The sequence below is a fragment of the Anoxybacillus sp. P3H1B genome, assembly GCF_001560855.1.
Lineage (GTDB): Bacteria > Bacillota > Bacilli > Bacillales > Anoxybacillaceae > Anoxybacteroides > Anoxybacteroides rupiense.
In genome coordinates this window covers 85,163-108,982 of sequence record NZ_LPUG01000016.1, presented here as the reverse complement: position 1 = coordinate 108,982, position 23,820 = coordinate 85,163, and the positions used below count along the sequence as shown (strand labels likewise).

Here is a 23,820-nt window from a genome sequence, read left to right as displayed (position 1 = left end):
AGCCTCTCATTCGATAAAATCTTGGCAAGATTGATTATAACAAAAACAAACAAGCCAAACCACTGCACATGGTGACTTGGCCTATTATAACGCAAATTTTTTTAGCAGCTGGCTAAAGTCTACACGCTCGCCAATCGTTGGCTGCTCTGGCTTCGCTAAATATTTTTTATCCTTCTCTACTAAATTAAAAATATTATAGGTAGTAAACGCATCATCTAGCGCACAATGCGCCTTTCCGACTCCTTCTTTTCCATACTCTTGAACCGCTTTGCGCAGCCCAGTTTGATTGCGTTCTCCAAAAAACATTTTATATTCCATCGCTAAATCACGGTGTTCACCGGTAAACGGAAAAGGGAGATTGGCTTGCAAACAATTATGCCTTAGCACTTTCATATCCATGTTTCCCCAAGTAACAACGGTATTCGGGCATAAGCGGTCATATTCCTGCAACCAATGTACGAGCTCTTCAAAAGAAATTCCTTGATCAACTTGTTCCTGCGCAATGTTCAAAAATGACTTACATCGCTCCGTCAAAGTGGGAAAATGAACTGGCTTGACATAGGAAGAAAATTGGTCATAGACTTGGCCATTGATGACCGATACAAGGCCGGCTTCAATGATTTCTGGAAAAAAACCGCGCGGCTTTGTCTTGTTTTCAGGCATCGTGAATTCAAAATCAAGAAACAAATATTGATGGTCCTTCGCCTGCATGATTGTCCCTCCTTTCTCCACACTCGTTCGCCATGATTCATCACTCGGACGATGATCGTACTTTTATTATATCATGAGATTCCATTCTTTTACTTATTTTTTCAGAAAATAAACAAAAAAGGGCGAACGTACGCCTCTAAAAATTTTTTGAGTCCCTATAAAGAAAAAGCTATAATAAACATTGGGGAATATACTGTCAAAGAAAGGGGAACCATCGTTGAAAAATGTCGTCATTCATAAAATCGTGACCTTGATTTTTACGGAGGAACAATTGAAAGCATATTGGGAAAAGAAAAAAACGGGTGTGCCATTTGTTTCGTTGACAAATGAGCAATATATGAAATTGGCTGAGGAAATGCTTCAGCATTCGTCTCATAGCCAGCTGCAGCAGCATTTGATCGACCAGGGCTGGCGAACAAAAGAAGAAGCCGAAGGACTTGTCGTGGCGGAAGACGATTCGCGCGAAGCGATTCATGTAGAGATGGTTGATACATCCATTCCGCAGCGCCCATCGCATAAGCTATTTATTGATCGCTTGACGGAAGTGCAATGCTCGAATTGCCAGTTTATGTTTTACACAAGAGACATTGAGAACTTATCCCCTTTGCTTTGCCCTTCCTGTGGACAAACTATTCAATAAAGAGGTGAAAACCATTGCATGACACAGTAGCAGCAGAAGTTTCAAATGTGCAATATTATGCAGCAATCGCTATTTTTTTAGTCACCTATGCCATCATTATTTCAGAAAAAATCAATCGCGCGGTGATTGCCCTTCTTGGAGCCGCACTCATGGTGATTTTTGGAATTGTTGATTTGCATAAAGCCTTTACTCATCACATTGAGTGGGAAACCATTACATTATTAATCGGAATGATGATTCTTGTGAACATTACCAGCAAATCCGGCTTTTTTCAGTATGTAGCCATTAAGGCCGCTAAAGCCGCTAAAGGTAATCCCGGCCGCATTTTAGTGATGTTATCTTTGCTGACAGCTGTATTATCAGCTTTTCTTGATAATGTCACAACCGTCTTGCTTATCGTCCCGGTGACGTTCTCAATTACGCGTATCCTTCGCGTGAACCCAGTTCCTTATTTAATCTCTGAGGTGCTTTCCTCAAATATCGGCGGTACCGCTACTCTGATCGGCGATCCCCCCAACATTATGATTGGCTCAGCAAATAAACATCTAGATTTTAACGATTTTTTAACGAATTTGGCTCCCATCATCGTCATTATTATGCTTGTAACGGTGGCTATCTTATTTTTGATTTATCGACGCCAGTTAAAATCCGATCAAAAATTAATTGAGCAATTAATGGAACTGAATGAGAGCGATTACATTAAAGATAGCGTCTTGTTAAAAAAGTCCGTCACCGTCTTAGTGCTAACGATTTTGGGATTTATTCTCCACTCTTCTATTCATGTCGATGCAGCGGTGATTGCAATGACTGGCGCGACGATTCTCATGGTGATTGGAGTGCAAGAGCATGAGATGGAAGATATCTTTTCTTCAGTAGAATGGGTGACGATCTTTTTCTTTGCTGGGTTATTTACATTAGTAGGAGGGCTTGTCGATATCGGTTTGATTAAAAGTCTCGCTGAAAAAGCATTGGATGTGACAGGAGGCAATATTTCAGTCGCTGCCTATTTTATTCTTTGGGTTTCAGGAATCGCCTCAGCAACTATTGATAATATCCCGTTTGTCGCCACGATGATTCCGCTGATTAAAGATATGGCAACAGGAATGGGATTGTCGCCTGATGCTCCGCAAATTGATGTTTTATGGTGGGCGTTAGCGCTCGGAGCCTGCTTAGGAGGAAACGGCACTCTCATCGGTGCCTCGGCTAATGTTATTGTCGCTGGCATCGCTTCACGAGAAGGACATGGATTCAGCTATATGGATTTTTTGAAAATCGGTGCTCCTTTAACGCTGATCACTTTGCTTCTATCACATTTGTATTTATTTTTGCGCTATCTAATGTAGTAAAAAAGAGCGAGTTCATGCTAATGACTCGCTCTTTTCTGTTTCATGCTCATGATGTATAGTGAGCCTTCCCACATACACTCGGTTAAGAGGGGGAGAGGGTCGTCTAGCATGCCCTATTGCTGCCAACTAACCATCGGACTGCGTTGGAACGTATTTTAGTTTTTGAGATACTTGAAAAGCCAAACATCTCAGATTGTAAATAAAATCCATTTTTTCTTTAACCATCACTTTAAGCATCCATTCATTTCCCTCAGATTGTCTTGAAAACACTTGTCAGATAAGGAACAAAGCTAAGAATTGAATCAAGACGTTCATAAGCGGACGAACAAAACAAGTGATGCAACATGAAAGCATTTGTCAACAGTCTGATGTTTTATTCATGATCGAGTTGCTTTCGTCCAACCTCTTGTGCATCCCGTAAATCATAATCGCTTCCTTCATCATCTGAACTTACATGGATGAGATCCTCACGAGCACCTTGTTGGCTTGCCCTCTCAATATGGCTTCTATCTTTCTCCGGTTTCACCATCAATCCCCCCATATTCTCGCTATTGAAGCATTTATAGTAACCCATGGTAATGATACTGAATCAGCATCTATACAAAAGTAAGCAAACCATGATCTCGTTGCGGCGGCACGCTTTCACGCGAGTGAGGCAAGCCACCGATTTGCATCTAACCGGTAGACTGTACAGATACTATTTGTTCCATTTTTCATTTGTATTTATATATTTTCTAAAAACGACCGCATTATTCAAAAAATTAATTGACAGTCAAGCAATTGTTCGATACGATTTTGTTAACCAAATAAACAAGGAGGTTCACATATGACATCAAAACCGTCATTCCGTGCACTTGATATGACATTAATCGCCATGTTCGCAGCCTTAATGGCCATTGGAGCCAATATTACTTCTTGGGCACCATTTTTAGTCATTGGCGGAGTACCGATTACATTGCAAACGTTTTTTTGTTTGTTTGCCGGTGCTGTTTTAGGACGGCGCCTCGGCGCCTTTGCCATGATTGTATATATGCTCGTCGGTTTAGTCGGCGCACCTGTATTCGCCCAATTTTCTGGTGGATTCAGCATGGTTGTCCGTCCGACATTCGGCTTTATTCTATCCTATATTTTAGCAGCATATATCACTGGTTGGATCGTCGAAAAAGGCAACCCGTCTCCTTCTGTCGTTCGTTTTGTTGTCGCTGCACTCATCGGAATGATCATCAATTATGTAATCGGTACAAATTGGATGTTTTTAGCGTATAAATATTGGGGACAAGCTCCAGAAGGATTCTCTTATAGCATGGCATGGGCCTGGATGCTCGTACCTCTGCCAAAGGATATTATATTATCCATCGTCGCCGGCGTAATATCGCCTCGAATTTATGCCTCTCTTCGCAAGTCGTTCGCAGCCAATCGACATGCAGCATAATTGAAAAAACCGGGCGTTGATTTTACGCCCGGTTTTTCTTATAAGAATAATTTAAATAATTGATAAACAAATCCAGAAATCAGCGCTGAAACAGGCAGAGTGATAATCCATGTGAGCACAATGCGCTGTGCGACTCCCCATTTTACACCTTTCACACGCTGTGCCGCACCAACCCCCATAACAGCAGAAGAAATGACGTGAGTCGTACTCACCGGCAATTTAAATGTCGTTGCCGCAAAAATAATAAGGGCAGAAGAAAGGTCAGCTGCCGCCCCGTTGACAGGACGAATTTTCATAATCTTTCCGCCAACGGTTTTAATGATTTTCCAGCCGCCAACGGAGGTTCCAAGCCCCATGGCAATGGCTGCTGAGAAACGCACCCACTCTGGAATGTCAGTGGAGTGATGATAATTTCCAGCAATTAATGCCATCGTAATAATCCCCATCGCTTTTTGCGCATCATTCGTCCCATGTGTATAAGCCTGCATCGCTGCCGTCAACACTTGAAACATGCGAAATCCCTTGGTCGTTTTGGAGAGGTTGGCGTTTTTAAACGTTATTCGGAATAAATTCATCATAATAAATCCTACGCCAAATGCAAGAAACGGAGAAAGGATAAGGGATTGTAAAATTTTCAAAAATCCTTCGTAGTTCAAAACGTCAAAACCGGCTGCTGAGATAGCAGCTCCGGCAACAGCCCCAATAATCGCATGAGAAGAGCTGCTTGGAATTCCGTAATACCATGTAATTAAGTTCCAAGCAATCGCTGCTGTCAGCGCTGCTAAAATAACAACGGAACCATTCTCTAAGGCAAACGGGTCAACAATATCTTTCGTAATCGTTTTAGCAACCCCTGTAAAAGTTAAAGCACCGATTAGGTTCATCGTCGCTGCTAAAATAATCGCTTGACGCGGCGTCAGCGCTCTTGTCGAAACTGATGTTGCAATCGCATTCGCTGTGTCGTGAAAGCCATTAATAAAGTCAAAAGCTAACGCAAAGATGACAACTAAAGCTGTAAGTATGAACACCGTATCCATAAAAGAGCAATCTCCTTTTACGCGTTGCGCATAATGATGGTTTCAATGGTATTGGCAACATCCTCACAGCTGTCAGCGATCTCTTCTAGCATTTCATACAATTCTTTATATTGGATCAATTTAATTGGATCTTTTTGTGTCACAAATAAGTTTTTAATAGAGGCTCTTAAAATTTCATCACATTTTGTTTCATAATCTTTGATTTTTATGGCATGTACCCGCATATCAAGCAGTTTTTTGCTTGCTAACAGTTTCAACGCTTTAGCGATTTCAATGGTACTTTGATAAATATTTTCAAAAAATTTCGCCATATGGTCATCAATATCGGTAAACGAAAACATTTCAAAACGAGCAGAGCATTGCTCAAATCCATCTAATACATCATCCATTTTCATCGCTAATTGGTGAATATCTTCCCGTTCAATCGGCGTAATAAATGTCTTATTTAAAGCAACGACAAGCTCATGAATAAACGAATCGCCTTTCTTTTCATACTCTTTCATGACACGTGCAAACTCTTTGAGATCACTAATGTTATTGATTTTGTACTCAACAAAATACTGTGCTGCCTCTTTTACATTCTCTGAAATTGTAAACAATAAATCAAAAAAGACATCTTTTTTTGGTGCAAAAACCATAAAAAAACCCCCATTTTATGTAACTAATGTTGAGCCACCCTGTCTTATTTTATCAATAACCGTCGAATTTACAACAATTTTAAAAAAAATTAACACTAAATTTACATTATCTTTACATTTGGATGAACGATTCGCTCGTATTCGTCTTAGAGTTAACATATCTACTAAAAAGCCTCCCACCTCTAAATGAAATGGAGGTGGGAGTGGTTCAGCGTAGCAGCAGCAAGCTTAACAAAAAACTTTGTCTCATTTAATCATTTTGATTTTTTCCTTCGCCGATCTGAGACACGGAACACAGCCGAGTGCGGCAAACGATGCAGGATAAAAAGGTTCTCAACAGTCTGAAGAAGCCGCTGATGAACGGCTTCTTCTCCTTACTGGAAACGCTCGACGAAAGTAGCAAGAGTTCGCACCATCACACCGGTTGCACCGGCCGGCCCTAAATCATGGTCTTTCGATGTAACGGAGGTACCGGCAATATCTAAATGTACCCAAGGAGTGTTCTCGGCAAATTCAGCGAGAAAGGCGCCGCCCATAATCGCGTGGCCTTCGCGTCCTGGAGAGTTGTTGAGATCAGCGACCGGGCTATTGCGTACACGTTCCTTATCTTTTTCTGTAATTGGCAGGCGCCAAATACATTCACCGGTTTCCACTGATGCCTCTAAAAGCTGCTCAAACATTTCCTCATGATTCGTCAGCGCGCCTGTAGTATGGACACCAAGCGCAATAATGACACCCCCTGTTAAGGTAGCTACATCGATAATGTAGTTCGCACCATGATGCTTGGCATAAGTAATGGCATCCGCTAAAATCAAGCGCCCTTCTGCATCAGTATTCTTAATTTCAATCGTTTTACCGCTCATGGATGTAATCACATCGTCCGGTCTAAACGCATCCGCGCTAATTAAATTATCGGTAGCTGGAATGACGGCGATCACATTTTGCTCCGGCCGGAGTTCACCGATAATTTCCATCGCACCAAGGACAGCGGCTGCACCGGCCATATCGGTCTTCATACCGACAATTCCATCCTTTGTTTTAATGGAATAGCCGCCTGTATCAAAGGTTACTCCTTTTCCGACAAGCGCGATGACATTCTCCCACGCTTCCTTCCCTTGGTACTTCAAAACAATCATTTTCGGCGGTTCCGACGACCCTTTATTAACAGCCAACAGCGCGCCCATTCCGAGCTTTTCCATTTCCGCTTTTTCCAGCACCTCGTATTCAAACTTATATTTTCGCGCCAATTCTACTGCATAATCGGCCAAATCTGTCGCCGTTAATAAATTACTTGGTGTATTCACCAGCGTCCGAGCTGAATTGGTAGCCCTTCCATAAACAGAACCGACCAAAAGGCTCGCTTCCACTTCTTTAGGGTCCGCCGCTGTATAGACAGTCATCTCTTCCAGCTTCTTTTCTGGTTCATTTGATTTTTGTTTATATCCGACAAATTGATATGTCGACAGCGCAAACGCCTCAGCAAAAGCGTGAGCTGCCTCGCTAGCATCAAGATTTTCGGTAATAAACGTATCGAGAGCCACTGCTGCTTCTGTGAGCTTTTCTCCTTTTAACATTTTAAACAGCCGGCCAATCGCTTCTCGTAATCCATCAAATGTCAGGTCTGATTCCTTGCCTAATCCTACAAAATAAAGGCGCTTGATATTCAATTGCCCTAGCGTATGTATTTTAGCAATTTGCTTTCGCTTTGGAGAAAGATCTCCTTCTTTCAACAATGCTGTAAGTTGTCCATTTAACTGTTCATCCCAAGCAGCCAGCACACCACCCAATGCGCTCTGCCGCTCAAATATCCCAACAATACAAGCCTCATGCTTTGTTTCATTTAGAGACTCCTGAACCACTTTAAACATGATATGAATCCTCCTTTGTCTGATTTTTCCTCTATCATCATACAATGCATCATCCCATTTCGCTAGCCAGCTAATCTTGTAGCACTAATACAAGCTCAGGAAGAGAAGGCAGACGATGAATCTGAGAAAAATCCACTCGCTCAATATCTGCTGGAATCAAGTCAAGACAGCGTTCAATAAAGCTGTATACCGCTTCTACATCCAGCCCCCAATGGATGGGCCGATAAGGCTGCAAATAGTTTTGGGCAGCTTCCATCATCATCCGTGTTCCTTTCACATTGCCATAGCTATAATGATATAAAGCTACCGTCATTTGCAGCAATCCTTTAATGAAAAAATTGCTTTTATCCTCCATCCAAATTTCTTCCAATAAATCATGGCACGTATAAAAATCTCCCTCGTTAAATTTCACAAAAAACTCATAATACGCAAGCGGATACACGCTTCTCCCTCCCCTTTTTCAGCATATCACAAGGAAACCGCACAGCAGAAGAAGAATACACCATTATGGAATAAAAAAGAGGTGATAATCATGAGAATCATTTCCATATGCCCAAGCAATACAGAACTGCTCGCTTACCTAGGAGGCTTAGAGAATTTAATCGCCGTGGACGATTATTCGGATTGGCCAAGAGCAGTACATTCCCTTCCTAAAGTGGGGCCTGATCTAAAGATCGATATGGATGCAGTCGAAGCGATGAATCCAGATCTTGTGCTTGCTTCCTTAAGCGTGCCAGGAATGGAGAGAAACATTGCTGAGTTGCAAAAACGACGTATTCCTTATATCGTCTTCCAGCCAAATTCGTTGAATGATATTGCTTCCGATTTGCTTTTATTAGGAGAAGCAATGCACAAAAAAGAACAAGCACAAAAAATCGTCACTCGTTACCAAGCATTTATCCATCACTATAAGCAACTAGCTAAAAATATCGAGGCACCGATCTCTCTCTACTGGGAATGGTGGCCAAAACCTGTATTCACTCCTGGAGGAGCAAATTGGCTTACTGAAATAAGCGTGCTAGCGGGAGGAACGAATGTTTTTGCTGATATCGAGGCAGCCAATATCCAAACAGACTGGAATGAAGTAAAAAAACGAAACCCGGAACATATTTGCCTTGTTTGGGTTGGAGTGAGAACGGAAAAAATCGATCCAACCATCGTCAACAAGCGTCCCGGATGGAGCGAAATCCAAGCAGTAAAAGCAGGGCGCATTTCCGTCCTCGAAGAATCTTTATTTTGTCGTCCTTCACCAAGGCTACTGCTCGGATTAAAAAAGCTTGCTGCTTTGCTTCACCCTGACATATTTCCAGAATATGATCATATCGATCCTTTACTTCACGAAAAAAGACAAAGTCACTGTTGACTTTGTCTACAACCATTTTAACATTCTTCATTGATGATGGCGGTCTCACACCAGACTGGCTTAAAGCCACTTGGCAGACAAGAAACATGGCCGAGTGCTTGAGACGTACGAGAACAGTGACGCAGGATGGAAGCATTTATAAACAATCTGAAGGGCTGTCATGAACAGCCCTTCTCTATTTTCATTAACTTTCCGATTTCAAATATTGTTGCCGAAACACTTGCATGGCTTCATCCTCATTTAATTTAGTTAGCTCTTGCTCGGATAATGTCCCATTTCCTTTTTTCACAATATAAACTTTCACCGTTTTCTTGCCCCAATGTTTGTACACATCATCTACTGTATGGTAGTATAAATCAATGCGGTTCCCTTTAATAGCCGCTCCTTTATCTGCCACTACCCCATATCCATATCCCGGAATAAACAAAATCGTTCCAATAGGAAACACATTTAAATCAGCAGCAATCGTTGAAAAGAGATCTCGTTTGACTCGTACACCTGAATAAGTAATGCCGTATTCCGGATGGTTCGGCGATTTCCCTGTCGATTCCACGCCTGCTGTATAGCCAGTCGCAACAACAGTAGTGGAAGGGTATTGCGACCAATCGATCGCTTCCTCTAAGTTTAGCGAGTGATTCATCGTTTGTTCGGATGAAATTTGCGGCTGCACCCGCTCTTCATATCGAGTCCATTGCTCATTTGCTAATGCATGGTTGTCTATCTCGAAGTTATCAAAAAAAGAATAACTGCGTTGAAAAAATGAAACGGATGAATTATAAAGTGAGTGAACAATTGTCTTCGCTTCTACTCCAGAAACAGATTGAAATGTAGTAAAAAGCGCGCCGATAAATAAAAGCGTCATACTCATTCTTCTAATTATATTCATTTCCTCACTCCTCCCATGGTTCTATTTATTTCCACAGGGAAAACGAAATATTCACCGGGGGAAGAATGAGAAAATAAAAAAGACTCTCGCTTATTCAGCGAAAGTCTTAAAACATTTGATATCCTTTAGCACGCAGCGCCCGAATCGCAATTCCGGCAAAAATGGCGCCGACAAGCCCGCTGCTAAGGATCATAACATCAGCAGGCGCCAGCGATAATATTTTGTGTTTGAGCGCAGTAAATGAAGCGCCTGGATGAGTAAAATATTCTGTCCATCTCACATCATCAATAATAAAAATAAAGACAATCGGACTTAAAATAGCCATAATCCATGACATTCTTAAAATCATATTCAATAAAAAGCCAATCCCAAAAAATAACACAAAAAACAATAACATGGATATTAATAAAACGGGTACGCTCATTTCCATCCCCATCACCTCCAGTACATCCTTCTTAAGTGTACTGAAACGTAGAATGGGAGTCAATGAAAGCATTCATATAAGCGCTTTTGCGTAGCAAAATGATAGAGGCAAGCATATAAACTTGCCCCTCAGTTATCATTTATTTATGATTTTTGCTATCGGTTCCTTTTCCGGAGCAGCAATAGCATGTTTCTGAACCGCCTAACAACAATTGAACGTAACCATTTCCTTCACAATATGGGCATACCGTTGATTCTGTCTTTTTCATTATGTCATCCCTCTTCCCTTTTCTTAATTTTCTGATAATATATCAAAGATCTATACAAAAAGAAAAGGAGCATTTCGGACGATTTCCCCCGATGTAAACGGATACATTGGCAAAATCCTTTCATTTCCTCTGTTTTTCTTAATTTTTTGAATTTTTGAAATAAACTCGGTATGTTGTATATCCAAATGGTTCACCCGGATCCAATCCGTTATGAAAATGGAAATAGGATAAAGGCCATGCTTTCAGCAGATGCTGCAGCAAAGTCGACGCACTTGAATCACTCAAAAGAGACTCTTTCGATAAAAACGCCGCTGTCCATAGTTCATCTTGTTGGATGACCATTTTTTTGGATAAAGCCTTCAACAAAAAAATCATCATATTGTCGCTGATTTCATCATCTATGACTCCTGTGCGCAATCCAATCAATCCGATCACTTCGGCTTGGATTCCTGTTTCTTCCTCCACTTCCCGGATCACCGCTTCATCTGCTGTTTCTCCACGCTGCACGAATCCTGCCGGCAATGACCATTGTCCTTGCAATCCGCCATACTTCTTCTTGACAACAAGCCAATCCCCTGCATCATTTAGTACGATCCCTGCTGCCGCCAGCCACACATGCCCACGCTTCTTTTTCATATAGCTCCAACCTCTTTTTCCTTCAATTTTAAAAAAAGGGCAAACAAAAGCTTGTTTGCCCATACAATTTCTTTATTAGAAGAACTTAAATTTTCCTTTTTTCATAACGAGAGATGGACCGCCGATCAAGTAGAGGGCACGATTGTCAACCATTTTTTTCATAAAGCTTGCTTTTGCCCCCCACATCTTTTTACCAAACACAACGCCAATAGCGTCGTCATGCCCAAGCGAACATACCGTTCCTTTAATGTCTGGCTTAAATGGCTGCAGTTCGCCCTGTTCGCGAATTAAAACGGCAAGGTTTTTCGCGCATAACTCGCCTTGCTGCATCGCAATTTGTGCTGTAGGCGGATATGGGCGATTCGTTTCTTCATTAATCATTAGTGAACAGTCGCCGACAATGAATACGTTATCATAACCAGGAGCGCGCAAGAACGGATCCACTTTTACACGGCCCCGCATTGCTTCAAAGCCAGATTCATCAATGACATAGCTTCCACGCACACCCGCGGCCCAAACGACTGTGCCTGCTTTGATTTCTTCAACTTCGTCACCTTTCGCAACCACAATGCCCTCTGGTGTACATTCTTTAATGGCTGTTCCGATTTTAAACTCTACTCCTTTGCGCTCCAACAAGCTAACCGCATATTCCACAAGCTCTGGATCAAAGCCAGGAAGAGCTGTCGGAGCAGCCTCAACGCAAATGATGCGCACTTTTTTCGGATCCACATCATATTCACGGCAAAGCTCTGGAATGCGGTTTGCCAGCTCGCCAAGAAATTCGATACCCGTAAATCCAGCACCGCCAACAACAATCGTTAAACGCTCATCGCGCTTTTCTTCTTCTGTATGATAGGTCGCAAATTGATATTCGATATGCTCGCGAATTTGGCGGGCGGCATTCACGTTAGCAATAGAAAATGCGTACTCTTTTAGCCCTTTAATGCCAAATGTTTCAGATTCGAAACCGAGCGCAATGACTAAATAATCGTAAGTTAATTCGCCGTTTTGTAAAATCACTCGCTTCTCTTGCGGAACTACTTTAACAACCGTATCTTGCACAAATTGCACTTTGCTGCGATCAATCACATCAGCGATTGGATAGCGCACGCGATCATGATGCAGCGTTCCAGCTGAGGCCTCATGCAACCACGTAGTTTCGTAGTGATAATTGTTTTTGTTGACAAGAGTAATGTTCGCTTCATTCACTCCAACAAACTTTTGCAAGCGCACCGCGGTCATCAAACCGCCATAGCCTGCCCCTAAAATTACAACATTTGGCTTTTTCAACTCAATCACTTCCACCTTTTTATTTTTTATTTGCAGCATTTACCACTAGCGTGCGCTTTCATGCTGCATTTTATTGAAAAAAAGTTTGTGAATAAATTCACGATAAGGGACAAAAAAATGTCGAATAATTGTCAAAAAATCTTAACAATCCACCCAAAAACATATTAGTCTTTTTTCGTATCGTTTTCAAGTGATTTTTTTCTTTTTTATAAAAGTAATGAATATGTTATGATGTAAGTGTCTGCATTTTTCATTGAGTAGGGGGGAGAAGGGGTCATGAAGGAAGACCAGAAGGTATATGATATTACGATTATTGGCGGCGGACCAACAGGGCTGTTTACAGCGTTTTATGGAGGAATGCGCCAAGCAAGCGTAAAAATTATTGAAAGCCTTCCACAATTGGGAGGACAGTTATCTGCTCTTTATCCAGAAAAATACATATACGACGTCGCTGGGTTTCCTAAAATTCGCGCACAAGAACTGATTGATAATTTAAAGGAGCAAATGGCCAAATTTAATCCGACCGTTTGCTTAGAACAATCCGTTGAAAAACTGGAAAAGCAGGATGATGGTATTTTTAAACTGACAACAAACAAAGAAATCCATTATTCGAAAGCTGTCATCATTACAGCTGGAAACGGCGCCTTCCAGCCACGACGCCTTGAGTTGGCAGATGCCGCTCAATATGAAGGGAAAAACCTGCATTACTTTATTGATGATTTAAATAAATTTGCGGGACAAAAAGTGCTTGTTTGCGGCGGCGGCGACTCGGCTGTCGATTGGGCGCTTATGCTTGAGCCAATTGCTGAAAAAGTGACCATTGTCCATCGCCGCGATAAATTCCGGGCTCATGAGCATAGTGTAGAGAATTTAATGAATTCCAAAGTTGTTGTCAAAACACCATTTGTGCCCGTTGATTTAGTCGGTGACGATGGGGGCATTCGCCAAGTGATTCTCGAAAATGCAAAAGACGGCTCAAAAGAAACGATTGATGTGGATGCCGTAGTGGTCAACTATGGATTCGTATCATCCCTTGGACCGATTAAAGAATGGGGACTTGAAATTGAAAAAAACTCCATTAAAGTAAACTCCAAAATGGAAACAAATATTCCAGGCATTTATGCAGCTGGCGATATTTGCACATATGAAGGAAAAGTAAAATTAATTGCCTGCGGCTTCGGTGAAGCGCCAACGGCAGTCAATAACGCGAAAGCCTATATTGATCCAAAAGCCAAAATACAGCCAATGCATTCTTCTTCTATGTTCTAAACCATCTGCGGCAAGGCGGTCGATTCCTAGACCTCCCTGCCGTGTTTTATTTTCTTCACAAATATGGAGCACAATGTTTATGGCAAATAGCACAAAAGAGCGCCCTTAGCATAAGGACGCCCTTTTTATAAAGAAGTTCGTCGCTAAATAGCCTTAGCACTCCTCCGGTGTTCCAGCGTTTGCCGCCGTACGGAACGACGATCCGCAGCCGCATGTGGCGATCGCGTTCGGGTTGTTGATTGTAAAACCTCCACCCATTAACGACTGTTTGTAATCGATAATCGTGCCTTTTAAAATTGGCGCGCTTTCTTTATCAATTAATATTTTAATACCATGCTGCTCCAGCTCATGATCATCTTCATGGCGGTCATGTTCAAACCCCATGCCATATGATAATCCGCTGCAGCCGCCGCCCTTTACTCCTACGCGGAGATAAGCGTTCTCTTCTCCATGCTCTTTCATCATATCTTTAATTTGAAACGCCGCTGCTTCCGTCAACTGAATGACGTCGCTCATATCATTCCCTCCTTTTTCATTAGTATATCTGTTTTCCTATCACTTGTTCAAACGATTCAAATCGTCAGCCTCCATTTTGCTACAGCTTTAGCTTTCTTTGGACAACTAACGATCATTTGGGCCAAAGATCCATTTACCGATTGAGATCAACACTTGGTCTTAGTACTCATACACACCTGTACAAATCGTTTCGGCAGGCCCTGTCATCAGCACATTTCCTTCCTCTGTCCAGGTAATAAATAAATCGCCACCTAACAGATGAACAACTGTTTCACGATTACGGGCCGTCCAACCATTCAGTACGGAGGCTACCACCGCTGCACATGCCCCTGTTCCGCACGCCTGTGTGACTCCTGAACCGCGCTCCCATACACGAAAGTGCAGTTCATGATCACTGACAACTTCTACAAATTCCACATTAACCCCCTCTGGAAACCGTTTGTCTTTTTCAACAATAGGACCAAGCGAGGTCACAGGAGCCTGGTGAATATCATTTACATAAAAAATGACATGTGGGTTCCCCATGGAAACAGCGGTCATCGTATATGTTTGATCAGCGATTCGAATCGGTTCTGCGACCACCTGCTCTGCTTCCTCTCCGATCATCGGAATTTCACTCCGCTTAAGGCGAGGGTGACCCATATCAATAGTTACGTTAGTCACAAGGCCATTTTCCACAGAAACTTCGGCTTTCACCAGCCCTGACAATGTTTCAATAAAAAATGAGCGCTCCTTCACCAACTGATGCTCATAAGCATATTTCGCTACACAGCGAAGGCCGTTGCCGCAATTTTTTCCTTCGGAGCCGTCACTATTAAAAATCCTCATGCGCACAGGAGCGACGTTTGACGGACAAATTAAAATCAGTCCATCCGATCCAATCCCTGTGTGAACATTGGATACTTTGATCGCTAGCTCTGGCAAAAGCTCTTCTGGGATCGTCTCTTCAAACAAATTGACATATATATAACTGTTTCCTAAGCCGTGCATTTTCGCAAACGAAAAATTGCCCATTGTGCATCCTCCTAAAAATTTTGTACATATAAGTATAAACGCGATATTGTTGGGAAACAATGAAAATATCCCCCGTTTTTTCATATACACCTTTAAAAGAAGATGCTCTGGCATCTTCTTTTTTTGTGCTCTTATCTGTATAATAAATTTGTAATAGGCCTTTATCCTTAAATCAATCGCGGGGGAAGCATCATGGAAATAAATGAGTTATATGATCGAAAGATTTCTTGCCTTGTTTGTCATCAGCCATACACCACGAAAAAGATTCGCTCCCGCTTTCTTCGGCCAATAAAACACGACAGCGATTTTTGTTCATACTACCAGTCTGAAGACCTAAATCCGCTGCTTTATTATGTGAGTGTTTGTCCTCATTGCGGATTTTCGGTGACAGAAGATTTTTCTGCTTATTTCCCTCCTCAAACATTTGAAGCGATTCAGCAACATATTTGTCAGCTTTGGAGCGGACACAATTATAGTGGAAAGCGAACGTTTCAAGAAGCGGTTAGCACGTATAAGCTCGGGATTTATTCAGCTACGCTGAAGCACGAAAAACACATTGTTCTTGCTGGCTTGTATATGCGTCTTGCTTGGCTTTATCGCACATACAAAGTTCCTGAACAAGAAAAGCGTTTTATGCGTCTCGCTTTACAGGAATACATGGCATCCTATAGCAACGACGATTTTCTTGGAACCCATATGTCTGAGGTGCGTATTCTTTATCTCATAGGTGAACTGCATCGAAGATTAGGTGAAACAAAACAGGCGATTTTATATTTTTCAAAAGTGATTGCGAAAAAGAAGGAAACCATTGAAACAGGGATTATTGCTATGGCTCATGAACGATGGCAGGAAATTCGCAGCGGCGAAAACTCTAACCATCAACACGGCGATGAACGGCTAAAATAAGCGCAAGTGGTCGATTTCTAGCACCAATGGCTCCCAAAAATCGATATGCATGCATTTATAAAGATTGAACGAATAAATCTTAGATTCAGAGCTTCTTGTGACTGATCTTTTCTTCATGCATTCGCATGGCAAAAATCTGACGAACTCTATGCTAACATATCAAGCGGCAACCATATAAAGAAGGATATTCAAAAAGCGGCTGTCTGCAGCCGCTTTTTTCTAAAACATTGGATTTTCCTCAAGAAATTTATAAATGTTTTCTACCAAATGCTCCGGCGTTTCCCCTGTTACTACTTCGCCGTTTACTAACGCAAAAAGCGACTGGCCGCATTTCCCGCAATAGCTTAGGCATCCATATTCAATGATATCTAGGTTCGGATCTTTTTCCAATTTTTCCAGCGCTTTTTGTGAACCATTCGCTAAGTTGCTTATACAAAATTCAATAATTGGCTGAATCAACGCTTGTCACCTCACTACCTGCTTTAAATGGTAACGATTTTTATCGTCGCCGTCAATTTATGACACTTTATTTCTTGATTCCGCCATCCTGAATAAAGAAAGTCCTTTATATATTTATCATTTTTTTCGAAAAATTATTGTGATTTTGTCACAATTTCGCTATACTTTTAATGTCATTTGGTCAACGTTTTGCGTGAAAAGACAACTACAAAAGGGGAATTCTAGCATGAGAAACCTCGTTCTGCTTGGTGGGGGCTATGGAAATATGCGAATTTTGCTTCGCCTTCTCCCAAACCATTTACCTGAGAACGTTCACATTACGCTGATTGACCGTGTTCCGTATCACTGTTTAAAAACGGAATACTATGCATTAGCTGCTGGTACCGTCAGCGACCACGATATTCGTGTACCTTTTCCAGAACACCCTCGCCTCACATATTGCTTTGGAGAAGTTGTTCGTATTGATTTGGATGCCTGTACGGTCTTATTGCATGATGGGACGACTGTAGCATATGATGATTTAGTCATCGGATTAGGCTGTGAGGATAAGTATCATAACGTCCCTGGGGCGGAACAGTTTACACATAGCATCCAGTCGATTGAAAAATCCCGTGTCACATATCAAACATTAAGCAATTTACCTCCGCAATCCACTGTCGGTATCGTTGGAGCAGGATTAAGCGGTGTCGAATTGGCAAGTGAGCTGGCCGAAAGCCGTCCTGATCTTCACGTGATGCTATTTGACCGCGGAGAACGAATTTTACCTATGTTTCCAGAGCGGCTCAGTCAATATGTCGAAAGCTGGTTTCATGAGCATGGCATCAGCATTGTCCGCCATTCCAATATCACAAAAGTTGAAGAAGGCATATTATATAATCACGATGAGCCTATTCACTGTGACGCCATTGTATGGACAGCAGGAATCCAGCCAAGCCGGGTCGTTCGTGAGTTAAATGTGGAGAAAGACGGGCAAGGCCGCGTGGTCTTAACCAACCAGCACCATATCCCTGAATATGAAAATGTCTATGTTGTCGGCGACTGTGCGAGCCTTCCTCATTCCCCAAGCGCACAGCTTGCGGAAGGACAGGCAGAGCAAATTGTTCAAGTGCTGCAAAGCCGCTGGCGCGGAGAAGAACCGCCAAACGAATTTCCGCCGATTAAGCTAAAAGGCATTCTCGGTTCTCTCGGCAAAAAGCATGGATTTGGCCTTGTCGCTGACCGTCCTTTAACCGGCAGAGTGCCGCGTCTGTTAAAATCTGGCGTTCTTTGGATGTACAAATATCATAATGGATATTGATGCAAAACGGCTCAAAATATCTCCAAACCCTTTGATCAATCAGTATTTGCTTATAAAAAATCAAAACTTGGACGGTTTTTTGATGTAAAAAAAGGCGGAGTCATTTCCGCCTTTTTGATTGAAAAAAGATATGCAACAATAATAAATCTAGCAAACGACCACTGGATTTCCCCGACTTTATTTTTTCTTCCATCCAGTACGTACTACATGGAAACTTGAAATGCCCCTTAGAAAATCGTCTCTCACTTCATAAGTGCTGAGTCGTTCACAGGTTTACAAATACGATGTTCCTCATCTAACGCGGTTCTGACACCATCTCATATGGGTGGTCAAAAGAAAGGGCTTTCCATCTTCAAGCTTGTATTTATCGATACCCCTTCTCCTCCATCTCTGCTAAAATAAGTCATATACCCCGCCCAGATCTAGTGGGTTGATGCAAATAGTGAAAGCGAGGGAAACTATTTTATCCACATGTATGTTTTAGATCATTCAATCACATGTAAGAGGTGAGCTCATTGCGTCCGATTTTCTTAGGAATTTGTGCGGCCTTCTTCTTTGCCTCCACTTTTATCCTTAATCGATCAATGGAATTATCTGGAGGGGGTTGGGTGTGGAGCGCATCACTGCGATTTATTTTTATGGTACCGTTTCTTTTTCTTATTGTCGCTTCACGAAAAAACACGCGGGCTTTGTTTCAAGAAATGAGAAAGCAGCCTAGCTCTTGGTTCGTATGGAGCTTGGTCGGATTCGGGCTGTTTTACGCCCCGCTTTGCTTTGCTGCCATGTATGCTCCAGGCTGGCTGATTGCCGGGACGTGGCAATTTACGATTATATCCGGGTCGTTGCTCGCTCCTCTTTTTTTCGAGACCATCGAAACGCCACAAGGATTGAAAAAAGTTCGGGGAAAGATTCCTATTAAAGGGCTGGCGATCTCATTGATCATTTTTTTCGGCATTATTCTTATGCAGCTTGAGCAAGCCAACCATGTATCTTGGCGCACGGTTCTGCTCGGTGTTGCGCCAGTCATTGTCGCTTCCTTCGCTTATCCGCTTGGTAATCGTAAAATGATGGAAATTTGCGGCGGCCGTTTGGATAGCTATCAGCGAACGCTTGGAATGACGTTGGCCAGCCTGCCATTTTGGCTGCTCTTATCGCTATACGGGTTGCTGACAGCAGGCGCACCAAGCAAGGAACAAATCATCCAGTCACTGCTCGTCGCTATCTTTTCAGGAATTATTGCTACGATTCTTTTTTTTCAAGCTACCGACATGGTGCGCAAAGATATGCATAAGCTGGCGGCTGTTGAAGCAACACAATCAATGGAAGTGCTTTTCGCCGTGTTCGGAGAAATCCTCCTCTTGTCGGCTCCCATGCCTTCAGCCCTTTCATGGTTCGGCATGCTAGCCATTGTCATCGGTATGATTTTGCACAGCTACTTTTCCCGAAGGCTGCATGCTTCTGCTTCCAGTCAGCAAAGCCTAAATGCATAAAAATGTCAGGTGTGTGGATGCTCCAATAAAAACCCATTGACTGGCTTGATTTCTAGCCCAATCATTCCATATGTTTAGTAAAATAATGGTTCATCAACACTTGTGTAAAAATGTAAAACACGGCCGCCAAGTTTATAGGAAAAACTTTTGACGGCCGTGTTTTATTTTTACAGTTGCTCAACTGCTTGATAACCGTATTGCTCCATTTTTTCATAAATGTCCCTTAGCTTCGGATTTCCTTCTCCCACAATTTCCCCTTCCACAACCACAACCGGGTAAAATAAATCCTCTTCAATGACCTTTTCCGCAAACGCTTTCTTAACCTGGTCATCCGGCGGATTAAAAATATCGACATATGTGATAAGAAACGGCTGATCCGGATATTTCCGTTTAATGGCGGCTTCAAGCCACTCATACGTTTCTTTTGAAGAGGGCAAATTAACACACGAAGCACATATGACCTCTGCTCCATATACGCATATTTCCACTTGCTTCAACGACATAGGCGGCCACCTTTCCTCTCTATGACAAATAAAGTTATTAGATTTTTTTCTTTATACCGATTATAATAAAGTTAAGGAAAGGAGTCGATAAGAATGAGCGATTTGGAAATTAAAGAACAAGTACAAGAAGTGTTAGATAAGTTGCGCCCATTCCTTCTTCGCGATGGCGGTGACTGCGAGCTTGTCGACGTTGAGGACGGCGTAGTTAAATTGCGCTTGCTTGGTGCTTGCGGCAGCTGCCCAAGCTCAACCATCACTTTAAAAGCCGGAATTGAACGTGCTCTTTTAGAAGAAGTGCCAGGAGTCGTTGAAGTAGAGCAAGTATTCTAAACATAAATAGAAGGGTGTCCTAAGCGGGACGCCCTTCTTTTCTTTTACCTATCCATTTCATATGCTTCTAAGGTTGTTTTATACACTTGACTTCCTTTTGGCTCGACGGTTAACGTTTCAACCTGGCAATGCCGAAAATGAGGAGCCAATCGTTCTCTTACATGTTCTCCCTTTCCAGGCTCAACAAAACAAAGGATGGTTGGCCCTGCGCCGCTCAACGCTACACCAAACGCTCCATATTCCTTCGCAAACGGCAGGACAAGCGGTAATTCTGGAATCAGCTCTTGACGATACGGCTGATGAAATAAATCGCATTCCATCATCTTTCCGGCCAGCTCCCAGTTTTTCATGAGCAGTGCAGCGACTAAAACATTGCTTATAGCGCTTGCCTCTACTGCTTCTGCCCTAGTGAACGATTGCGGCAGAACGCTGCGTGCTTTTTTTGTCTCCAATTCATAGCTGGGAATGACGGCGACCAAATCGAGATCAATATCAGAAAGATGGACAATCGTCGTTTCCTCATTACGATGACTGCCAATGACCAGTCCTCCATATAATGAAGCGCCAACATTGTCAGGGTGCCCCTCATAAGTAGCAGCCAGCCGTATTTTTTCCTCTATTGTCAAGGATAAGTCCGCAAGCTCATTAGCTAATTCAATTCCAGCGACAACAGCGGCAGCGCTGCTCCCAAGTCCGCGCGTAAATGGAATATCGCTGGATACCTTGACAACGCAAGGCGGCAGAGCACGCCCATACTGGCTGGCAAGACGTTCTGCCACTTGAAAAATCAAATTTTCCGTTCCTTGAGGGATCGTTTGAACTTCAGCCGTTTGAGGAATAAAGCGCCATTCATCGCCTTTATGCACTTCCAATTCTAAATAACGAGAAACGGCAAGACCAAGAGAATCAAATCCAGGTCCTAGATTAGCCGTACTGGCTGGAACAACGATCTTTAGCATCTCTCCTTCTTTCATTGGCGAACAGCCCCTTGAATATGCTCAAATACGACCTGCTCCTCATTTGGGAGAACAAGCGGCTTGATTTCTGCCACATCGATGGCAATCGCCGGATCTTTTAATCCATTTCCAGTAAGCACGGCAACGACTGTGCTTCCGCTGCTGATTTCCTTGTTATTTCTCTGCTTGATGACCCCTGCCAGGGATGCGCATGAAGCTGGCTCGGCAAAAATGCCTTCTTCTCTGGCAAGAAGCTTATAGGCCGTCACCATTTCCTGATCGGATACTTCATCAATTTTCCCTTTCGATTCGCTAGCGGCCTGCACCGCTTGATTCCAGCTTGCTGGATTGCCGATGCGAATCGCGGTTGCAATCGTTTCTGGTTGAGTAATGACCTGGTTGCGGACAATCGCTGCCGCCCCCTCTGCTTCAAACCCGCGCATTTCTGGAAGACCCGTGCCTTTCGCTTCATGATACTCTTTAAACCCTTTCCAGTAAGCGGTGATATTTCCTGCATTACCAACAGGAATCGCTAGTACATCCGGTGCCTTTCCCAGTTGATCGCAAATTTCAAAGGCCGCTGTTTTTTGCCCTTCGATTCGATATGGATTGACCGAGTTAACAAGGGTAATTGGCGCCATTTCACTAAGCCGGCGCACCATTTTCAAGGCTTCATCAAAATTGCCCTCAATGGCGAAAATTTCCGCTCCATAAATCGAGGCCTGAGCTAGCTTGCCCATTGCAATTTTCCCGTGCGGAATCACAACAATGCAGCGCAATCCTGCTCTCGCCGCATACGCAGCCGCTGCCGCAGAGGTGTTTCCTGTCGAAGCGCATATAATCGTATGGCTTCCTTCCTCCTTCGCCTTGGCGACAGCCATAACCATTCCCCTGTCTTTAAATGAGCCCGTTGGATTGGCCCCTTCGACCTTTACATAAAGATCGATTTCAAGCAACCTCGATAAACGCTCCAAACGAATAAGCGGAGTATTTCCTTCATTTAGTGAAAGAAGCGGGGTTTTTTCTGTAATCGGCAAAAAATGACGATATTCATGCAATAATCCCTTCCACATCATCAATTTCCATTCCCTTCTACGCGGTACGAGCTTTTGACTTGATGAACAATTTCAAGATCCCTTAAACGCTGCAAAATGTCTTCGTAAGCCTGCTGTGAAGCCCTGTGAGTAACAATGACAATCTCGGCCAGCCCTTTTTCTTTAAGCGGAAGCTGAAGAATTTTTTCAAAACTTACCCCTTGTTCAGCGAAAATCGCGGTAATTTTAGCAAATGCCCCCACCTCATCCTTCACATGGATGCGTACAAAATATTTAGAAAAGATTTCTGAACGTGATTTTAGACGCTTCTCGTATTGCGGGGCGACTGCACTTCTACCGTTGACGCCAAGCCGCATATTTTTCATCACCGCTACCAAATCCGATACGACAGCGGTCGCGGTTGGCAAGCTGCCTGCTCCGGGTCCATAAAACATCGTTTCTCCAACGGCTTCCCCGTATACATATACAGCGTTGTACTCGTCGCTCACAGAAGCAAGCGGGTGTGAATCAGGAAGCAGCGTCGGCTGCACGCTGACTTCGGCTTTATCGCCATCACGATGGGCAATGCCGATTAATTTCATCGTATAACCTAAACGTTTGCTATAATCTAAATCTTCTTCCGTAATATCCGTAATGCCTTTTACTTGTACATCTTCTAAATCGATATTCATAGAAAAACCAAGACGGGCCAAAATCGCCATTTTTCTGGCTGCATCCAATCCCTCAACATCCGCGGACGGATCGGCTTCCGCATAGCCAAGAGCCTGGGCTTCTGCAAGCACTTGCTCATAAGGCATCCCGTATTTGCACATTTTCGTTAAAATAAAATTAGTCGTTCCGTTGACAATCCCCATCATTTTTGTAATGCGGTCAGAAGCTAATCCCTCGACAAGGCTTCGCAAAATGGGAATGCCCCCTGCAACGCTGGCTTCATAAAATAAATCGCATCCGTTTTCTGTTGCTGTGGCCAGCAATTCCGAACCATATAAGGCCATTAAATCTTTATTAGCCGTCACTACGTGCTTTCCTTGCTGTAATGCTTGCAAAAGATGCCTTCTCGTTTCTTCAATTCCGCCCATTACCTCAATAATCACATCGATCTCTGGATCGTTGATCACCTCATCAGCACGGGTCGTCAGCAATGAAGTGTTCACCTGAACATCACGTTCCTTATATACATCGCGCACAAGAATCTTTTTCACGACAACAGGGCAACCCACTTGATGGATAAGCTGATCCTGATGGTTTTCAATGATTTTAACTACACCGCTCCCCACTGTTCCTAATCCTAATAAGCCTACTGCAATCGGTTTTGCCACATTTTCCACCCCTTTTGTTTCTCCTATATGTACATTTGTTCTTTTATAGTAGACATTATAAAAGATATACTTTTCTTTTACAATGATTATTTTATTATCATATATTCTGAAAACGCTTAACATCAAGTAAATTCAGATAATTTTTTATTCATAAAAATTCCCCGCAT

26 protein-coding genes and 1 pseudogene are annotated in these 23,820 nt (G+C 42.8%); 9 read left to right on the top strand and 18 right to left on the bottom strand.

The annotated features are described in order from the left end of the window. Window positions 1-84: 84 nt before the first annotated feature. Window positions 85-711, bottom strand: a complete 627-nt coding sequence (gene kapD / locus AT864_RS10500; RefSeq protein ID WP_066148879.1) for a 3'-5' exonuclease KapD — start codon at window positions 709-711, stop codon at window positions 85-87. 217 nt (window positions 712-928) lie between these two features. Between kapD and AT864_RS10495 the strand changes: the two genes are divergently transcribed. Both AT864_RS10495 and AT864_RS10490 read left to right on the top strand, forming a co-directional pair. Beyond that, window positions 929-1,351 carry a hypothetical protein gene (locus AT864_RS10495; RefSeq protein ID WP_066148877.1) on the top strand — a complete coding sequence of 141 codons (423 nt, stop codon included), beginning with the start codon at window positions 929-931 and terminating at the stop codon, window positions 1,349-1,351. A 14-nt stretch (window positions 1,352-1,365) separates the two neighbouring features. Next, window positions 1,366-2,694 carry an ArsB/NhaD family transporter gene (locus AT864_RS10490; protein ID WP_066148875.1) on the top strand — a complete coding sequence of 443 codons (1,329 nt, stop codon included), beginning with the start codon at window positions 1,366-1,368 and terminating at the stop codon, window positions 2,692-2,694. A 376-nt stretch (window positions 2,695-3,070) separates the two neighbouring features. Here AT864_RS10490 and AT864_RS18170 read toward each other — a convergent pair whose 3' ends face one another. After that, on the bottom strand, window positions 3,071-3,223 hold the full coding sequence (locus AT864_RS18170) for a hypothetical protein (protein ID WP_172798626.1): 153 nt from the start codon (window positions 3,221-3,223) through the stop codon (window positions 3,071-3,073). Window positions 3,224-3,523: 300 nt separating this feature from the next. Between AT864_RS18170 and AT864_RS10485 the strand changes: the two genes are divergently transcribed. Beyond that, window positions 3,524-4,129: a biotin transporter BioY gene (locus tag AT864_RS10485; protein ID WP_066148873.1), complete on the top strand. Its 606-nt coding sequence runs from the start codon at window positions 3,524-3,526 to the stop codon at window positions 4,127-4,129. Between the two features lie 38 nt (window positions 4,130-4,167). Here the strand turns inward: AT864_RS10485 and AT864_RS10480 are convergent, their stop codons facing one another. From AT864_RS10480 to AT864_RS10465, 4 genes are all read right to left on the bottom strand, one after another. Next, the gene (locus tag AT864_RS10480; RefSeq protein WP_066148870.1) at window positions 4,168-5,166 is read right to left on the bottom strand and encodes an inorganic phosphate transporter; all 999 of its coding nucleotides are present in this window, start codon (window positions 5,164-5,166) and stop codon (window positions 4,168-4,170) included. 17 nt (window positions 5,167-5,183) lie between these two features. Then, window positions 5,184-5,804 carry a DUF47 domain-containing protein gene (locus tag AT864_RS10475; RefSeq protein WP_044745103.1) on the bottom strand — a complete coding sequence of 207 codons (621 nt, stop codon included), beginning with the start codon at window positions 5,802-5,804 and terminating at the stop codon, window positions 5,184-5,186. 374 nt (window positions 5,805-6,178) lie between these two features. Further along, window positions 6,179-7,672, bottom strand: a complete 1,494-nt coding sequence (locus AT864_RS10470) for a leucyl aminopeptidase (RefSeq protein WP_066148868.1) — start codon at window positions 7,670-7,672, stop codon at window positions 6,179-6,181. A gap of 70 nt (window positions 7,673-7,742) precedes the next feature. After that, window positions 7,743-8,114 (bottom strand): DUF309 domain-containing protein, encoded by a 372-nt coding sequence (locus tag AT864_RS10465; RefSeq protein ID WP_044745105.1) that lies wholly within the window; start codon window positions 8,112-8,114, stop codon window positions 7,743-7,745. Between the two features lie 90 nt (window positions 8,115-8,204). Between AT864_RS10465 and AT864_RS10460 the strand changes: the two genes are divergently transcribed. Then, window positions 8,205-9,035, top strand: a complete 831-nt coding sequence (locus tag AT864_RS10460) for a cobalamin-binding protein (RefSeq protein ID WP_066148866.1) — start codon at window positions 8,205-8,207, stop codon at window positions 9,033-9,035. Window positions 9,036-9,219: 184 nt separating this feature from the next. On the opposite strand, the gene AT864_RS10455 is transcribed toward AT864_RS10460, so the two are convergent. The 5 genes from AT864_RS10455 to AT864_RS10440 form a co-directional block, all read right to left on the bottom strand. Then, window positions 9,220-9,921 carry a 3D domain-containing protein gene (locus AT864_RS10455; protein WP_066148862.1) on the bottom strand — a complete coding sequence of 234 codons (702 nt, stop codon included), beginning with the start codon at window positions 9,919-9,921 and terminating at the stop codon, window positions 9,220-9,222. Window positions 9,922-10,027: 106 nt separating this feature from the next. Further along, a complete protein-coding gene (locus AT864_RS10450) occupies window positions 10,028-10,351 on the bottom strand; it encodes a YuiB family protein (protein ID WP_044745108.1) in 324 nt (107 codons plus the stop codon). A 133-nt stretch (window positions 10,352-10,484) separates the two neighbouring features. After that, the gene (locus tag AT864_RS18165; RefSeq protein ID WP_044745109.1) at window positions 10,485-10,613 is read right to left on the bottom strand and encodes a YuiA family protein; all 129 of its coding nucleotides are present in this window, start codon (window positions 10,611-10,613) and stop codon (window positions 10,485-10,487) included. 138 nt (window positions 10,614-10,751) lie between these two features. After that, a complete protein-coding gene (locus AT864_RS10445; RefSeq protein WP_066148930.1) occupies window positions 10,752-11,249 on the bottom strand; it encodes an NUDIX domain-containing protein in 498 nt (165 codons plus the stop codon). Window positions 11,250-11,324: 75 nt separating this feature from the next. Continuing rightward, complete coding sequence (locus tag AT864_RS10440) at window positions 11,325-12,548, bottom strand: NAD(P)/FAD-dependent oxidoreductase (protein ID WP_066148928.1); 1,224 nt, start codon at window positions 12,546-12,548, stop codon at window positions 11,325-11,327. 267 nt (window positions 12,549-12,815) lie between these two features. Between AT864_RS10440 and AT864_RS10435 the strand changes: the two genes are divergently transcribed. Next, window positions 12,816-13,808, top strand: coding sequence for an NAD(P)/FAD-dependent oxidoreductase (locus AT864_RS10435; protein ID WP_066148859.1), 993 nt, complete (start codon window positions 12,816-12,818; stop codon window positions 13,806-13,808). A 153-nt stretch (window positions 13,809-13,961) separates the two neighbouring features. Here AT864_RS10435 and AT864_RS10430 read toward each other — a convergent pair whose 3' ends face one another. Together AT864_RS10430 and dapF are read right to left on the bottom strand one after the other, a co-directional pair. Further along, the gene (locus tag AT864_RS10430; RefSeq protein WP_044745111.1) at window positions 13,962-14,324 is read right to left on the bottom strand and encodes an iron-sulfur cluster assembly accessory protein; all 363 of its coding nucleotides are present in this window, start codon (window positions 14,322-14,324) and stop codon (window positions 13,962-13,964) included. A 159-nt stretch (window positions 14,325-14,483) separates the two neighbouring features. Beyond that, window positions 14,484-15,338 carry a diaminopimelate epimerase gene (dapF, locus tag AT864_RS10425; RefSeq protein WP_044745112.1) on the bottom strand — a complete coding sequence of 285 codons (855 nt, stop codon included), beginning with the start codon at window positions 15,336-15,338 and terminating at the stop codon, window positions 14,484-14,486. A 192-nt stretch (window positions 15,339-15,530) separates the two neighbouring features. Between dapF and AT864_RS10420 the strand changes: the two genes are divergently transcribed. Next, window positions 15,531-16,244: a DUF2225 domain-containing protein gene (locus AT864_RS10420; protein ID WP_221212154.1), complete on the top strand. Its 714-nt coding sequence runs from the start codon at window positions 15,531-15,533 to the stop codon at window positions 16,242-16,244. Window positions 16,245-16,463: 219 nt separating this feature from the next. On the opposite strand, the gene AT864_RS10415 is transcribed toward AT864_RS10420, so the two are convergent. Further along, entirely contained in the window at window positions 16,464-16,703 is a 240-nt protein-coding gene (locus AT864_RS10415) for a YuzB family protein (RefSeq protein WP_044745114.1), read from the bottom strand. Window positions 16,704-16,929: 226 nt separating this feature from the next. Between AT864_RS10415 and AT864_RS10410 the strand changes: the two genes are divergently transcribed. Both AT864_RS10410 and AT864_RS10405 read left to right on the top strand, forming a co-directional pair. Next, on the top strand, window positions 16,930-18,000 hold the full coding sequence (locus tag AT864_RS10410) for an NAD(P)/FAD-dependent oxidoreductase (protein WP_044745115.1): 1,071 nt from the start codon (window positions 16,930-16,932) through the stop codon (window positions 17,998-18,000). A 515-nt stretch (window positions 18,001-18,515) separates the two neighbouring features. Continuing rightward, the gene (locus tag AT864_RS10405) at window positions 18,516-19,490 is read left to right on the top strand and encodes a multidrug resistance efflux transporter family protein (RefSeq protein ID WP_066148857.1); all 975 of its coding nucleotides are present in this window, start codon (window positions 18,516-18,518) and stop codon (window positions 19,488-19,490) included. Window positions 19,491-19,657: 167 nt separating this feature from the next. Here the strand turns inward: AT864_RS10405 and AT864_RS10400 are convergent, their stop codons facing one another. Further along, on the bottom strand, window positions 19,658-19,993 hold the full coding sequence (locus tag AT864_RS10400; protein WP_066148855.1) for a YuzD family protein: 336 nt from the start codon (window positions 19,991-19,993) through the stop codon (window positions 19,658-19,660). 28 nt (window positions 19,994-20,021) lie between these two features. Between AT864_RS10400 and AT864_RS10395 the strand changes: the two are divergent. After that, a pseudogene (locus tag AT864_RS10395) lies at window positions 20,022-20,323 on the top strand (NifU family protein). A gap of 44 nt (window positions 20,324-20,367) precedes the next feature. Here AT864_RS10395 and thrB read toward each other — a convergent pair. Genes thrB through AT864_RS10380 form a run of 3 tightly spaced genes read right to left on the bottom strand, consistent with a single transcriptional unit; the run spans window position 20,368 to window position 23,653 of the window. Continuing rightward, complete coding sequence (thrB, locus tag AT864_RS10390; protein ID WP_066148853.1) at window positions 20,368-21,297, bottom strand: homoserine kinase; 930 nt, start codon at window positions 21,295-21,297, stop codon at window positions 20,368-20,370. After that, entirely contained in the window at window positions 21,294-22,355 is a 1,062-nt protein-coding gene (gene thrC, locus AT864_RS10385; RefSeq protein ID WP_066148851.1) for a threonine synthase, read from the bottom strand. Before thrC ends, thrB begins: the two co-directional genes overlap by 4 nt. After that, a complete protein-coding gene (locus AT864_RS10380; RefSeq protein WP_066148924.1) occupies window positions 22,355-23,653 on the bottom strand; it encodes a homoserine dehydrogenase in 1,299 nt (432 codons plus the stop codon). The genes thrC and AT864_RS10380 overlap by 1 nt, the downstream gene beginning before the upstream one ends. Window positions 23,654-23,820 lie beyond the last annotated feature (167 nt).

Excerpts from the sequence above, each read along its gene's own strand:
- kapD (WP_066148879.1), bottom strand. The coding sequence starts at position 711 with ATGCAGGCGAAGGACCATCAATATTTGTTTCTTGATTTTGAATTCACG.
- AT864_RS10485 (WP_066148873.1), top strand. The coding sequence starts at position 3,524 with ATGACATCAAAACCGTCATTCCGTGCACTTGATATGACATTAATCGCC.
- AT864_RS10480 (WP_066148870.1), bottom strand. The coding sequence starts at position 5,166 with ATGGATACGGTGTTCATACTTACAGCTTTAGTTGTCATCTTTGCGTTA.
- AT864_RS10475 (WP_044745103.1), bottom strand. The coding sequence starts at position 5,804 with ATGGTTTTTGCACCAAAAAAAGATGTCTTTTTTGATTTATTGTTTACA.
- AT864_RS10470 (WP_066148868.1), bottom strand. The coding sequence starts at position 7,672 with ATGTTTAAAGTGGTTCAGGAGTCTCTAAATGAAACAAAGCATGAGGCT.
- AT864_RS10460 (WP_066148866.1), top strand. The coding sequence starts at position 8,205 with ATGAGAATCATTTCCATATGCCCAAGCAATACAGAACTGCTCGCTTAC.
- AT864_RS10455 (WP_066148862.1), bottom strand. The coding sequence starts at position 9,921 with ATGAATATAATTAGAAGAATGAGTATGACGCTTTTATTTATCGGCGCG.
- AT864_RS10450 (WP_044745108.1), bottom strand. The coding sequence starts at position 10,351 with ATGGAAATGAGCGTACCCGTTTTATTAATATCCATGTTATTGTTTTTT.
- AT864_RS18165 (WP_044745109.1), bottom strand. The coding sequence starts at position 10,613 with ATGAAAAAGACAGAATCAACGGTATGCCCATATTGTGAAGGAAATGGT.
- AT864_RS10445 (WP_066148930.1), bottom strand. The coding sequence starts at position 11,249 with ATGAAAAAGAAGCGTGGGCATGTGTGGCTGGCGGCAGCAGGGATCGTA.
- AT864_RS10435 (WP_066148859.1), top strand. The coding sequence starts at position 12,816 with ATGAAGGAAGACCAGAAGGTATATGATATTACGATTATTGGCGGCGGA.
- AT864_RS10430 (WP_044745111.1), bottom strand. The coding sequence starts at position 14,324 with ATGAGCGACGTCATTCAGTTGACGGAAGCAGCGGCGTTTCAAATTAAA.
- dapF (WP_044745112.1), bottom strand. The coding sequence starts at position 15,338 with ATGGGCAATTTTTCGTTTGCGAAAATGCACGGCTTAGGAAACAGTTAT.
- AT864_RS10420 (WP_221212154.1), top strand. The coding sequence starts at position 15,531 with ATGGAAATAAATGAGTTATATGATCGAAAGATTTCTTGCCTTGTTTGT.
- AT864_RS10410 (WP_044745115.1), top strand. The coding sequence starts at position 16,930 with ATGAGAAACCTCGTTCTGCTTGGTGGGGGCTATGGAAATATGCGAATT.
- AT864_RS10400 (WP_066148855.1), bottom strand. The coding sequence starts at position 19,993 with ATGTCGTTGAAGCAAGTGGAAATATGCGTATATGGAGCAGAGGTCATA.
- thrB (WP_066148853.1), bottom strand. The coding sequence starts at position 21,297 with ATGAAAGAAGGAGAGATGCTAAAGATCGTTGTTCCAGCCAGTACGGCT.
- thrC (WP_066148851.1), bottom strand. The coding sequence starts at position 22,355 with ATGATGTGGAAGGGATTATTGCATGAATATCGTCATTTTTTGCCGATT.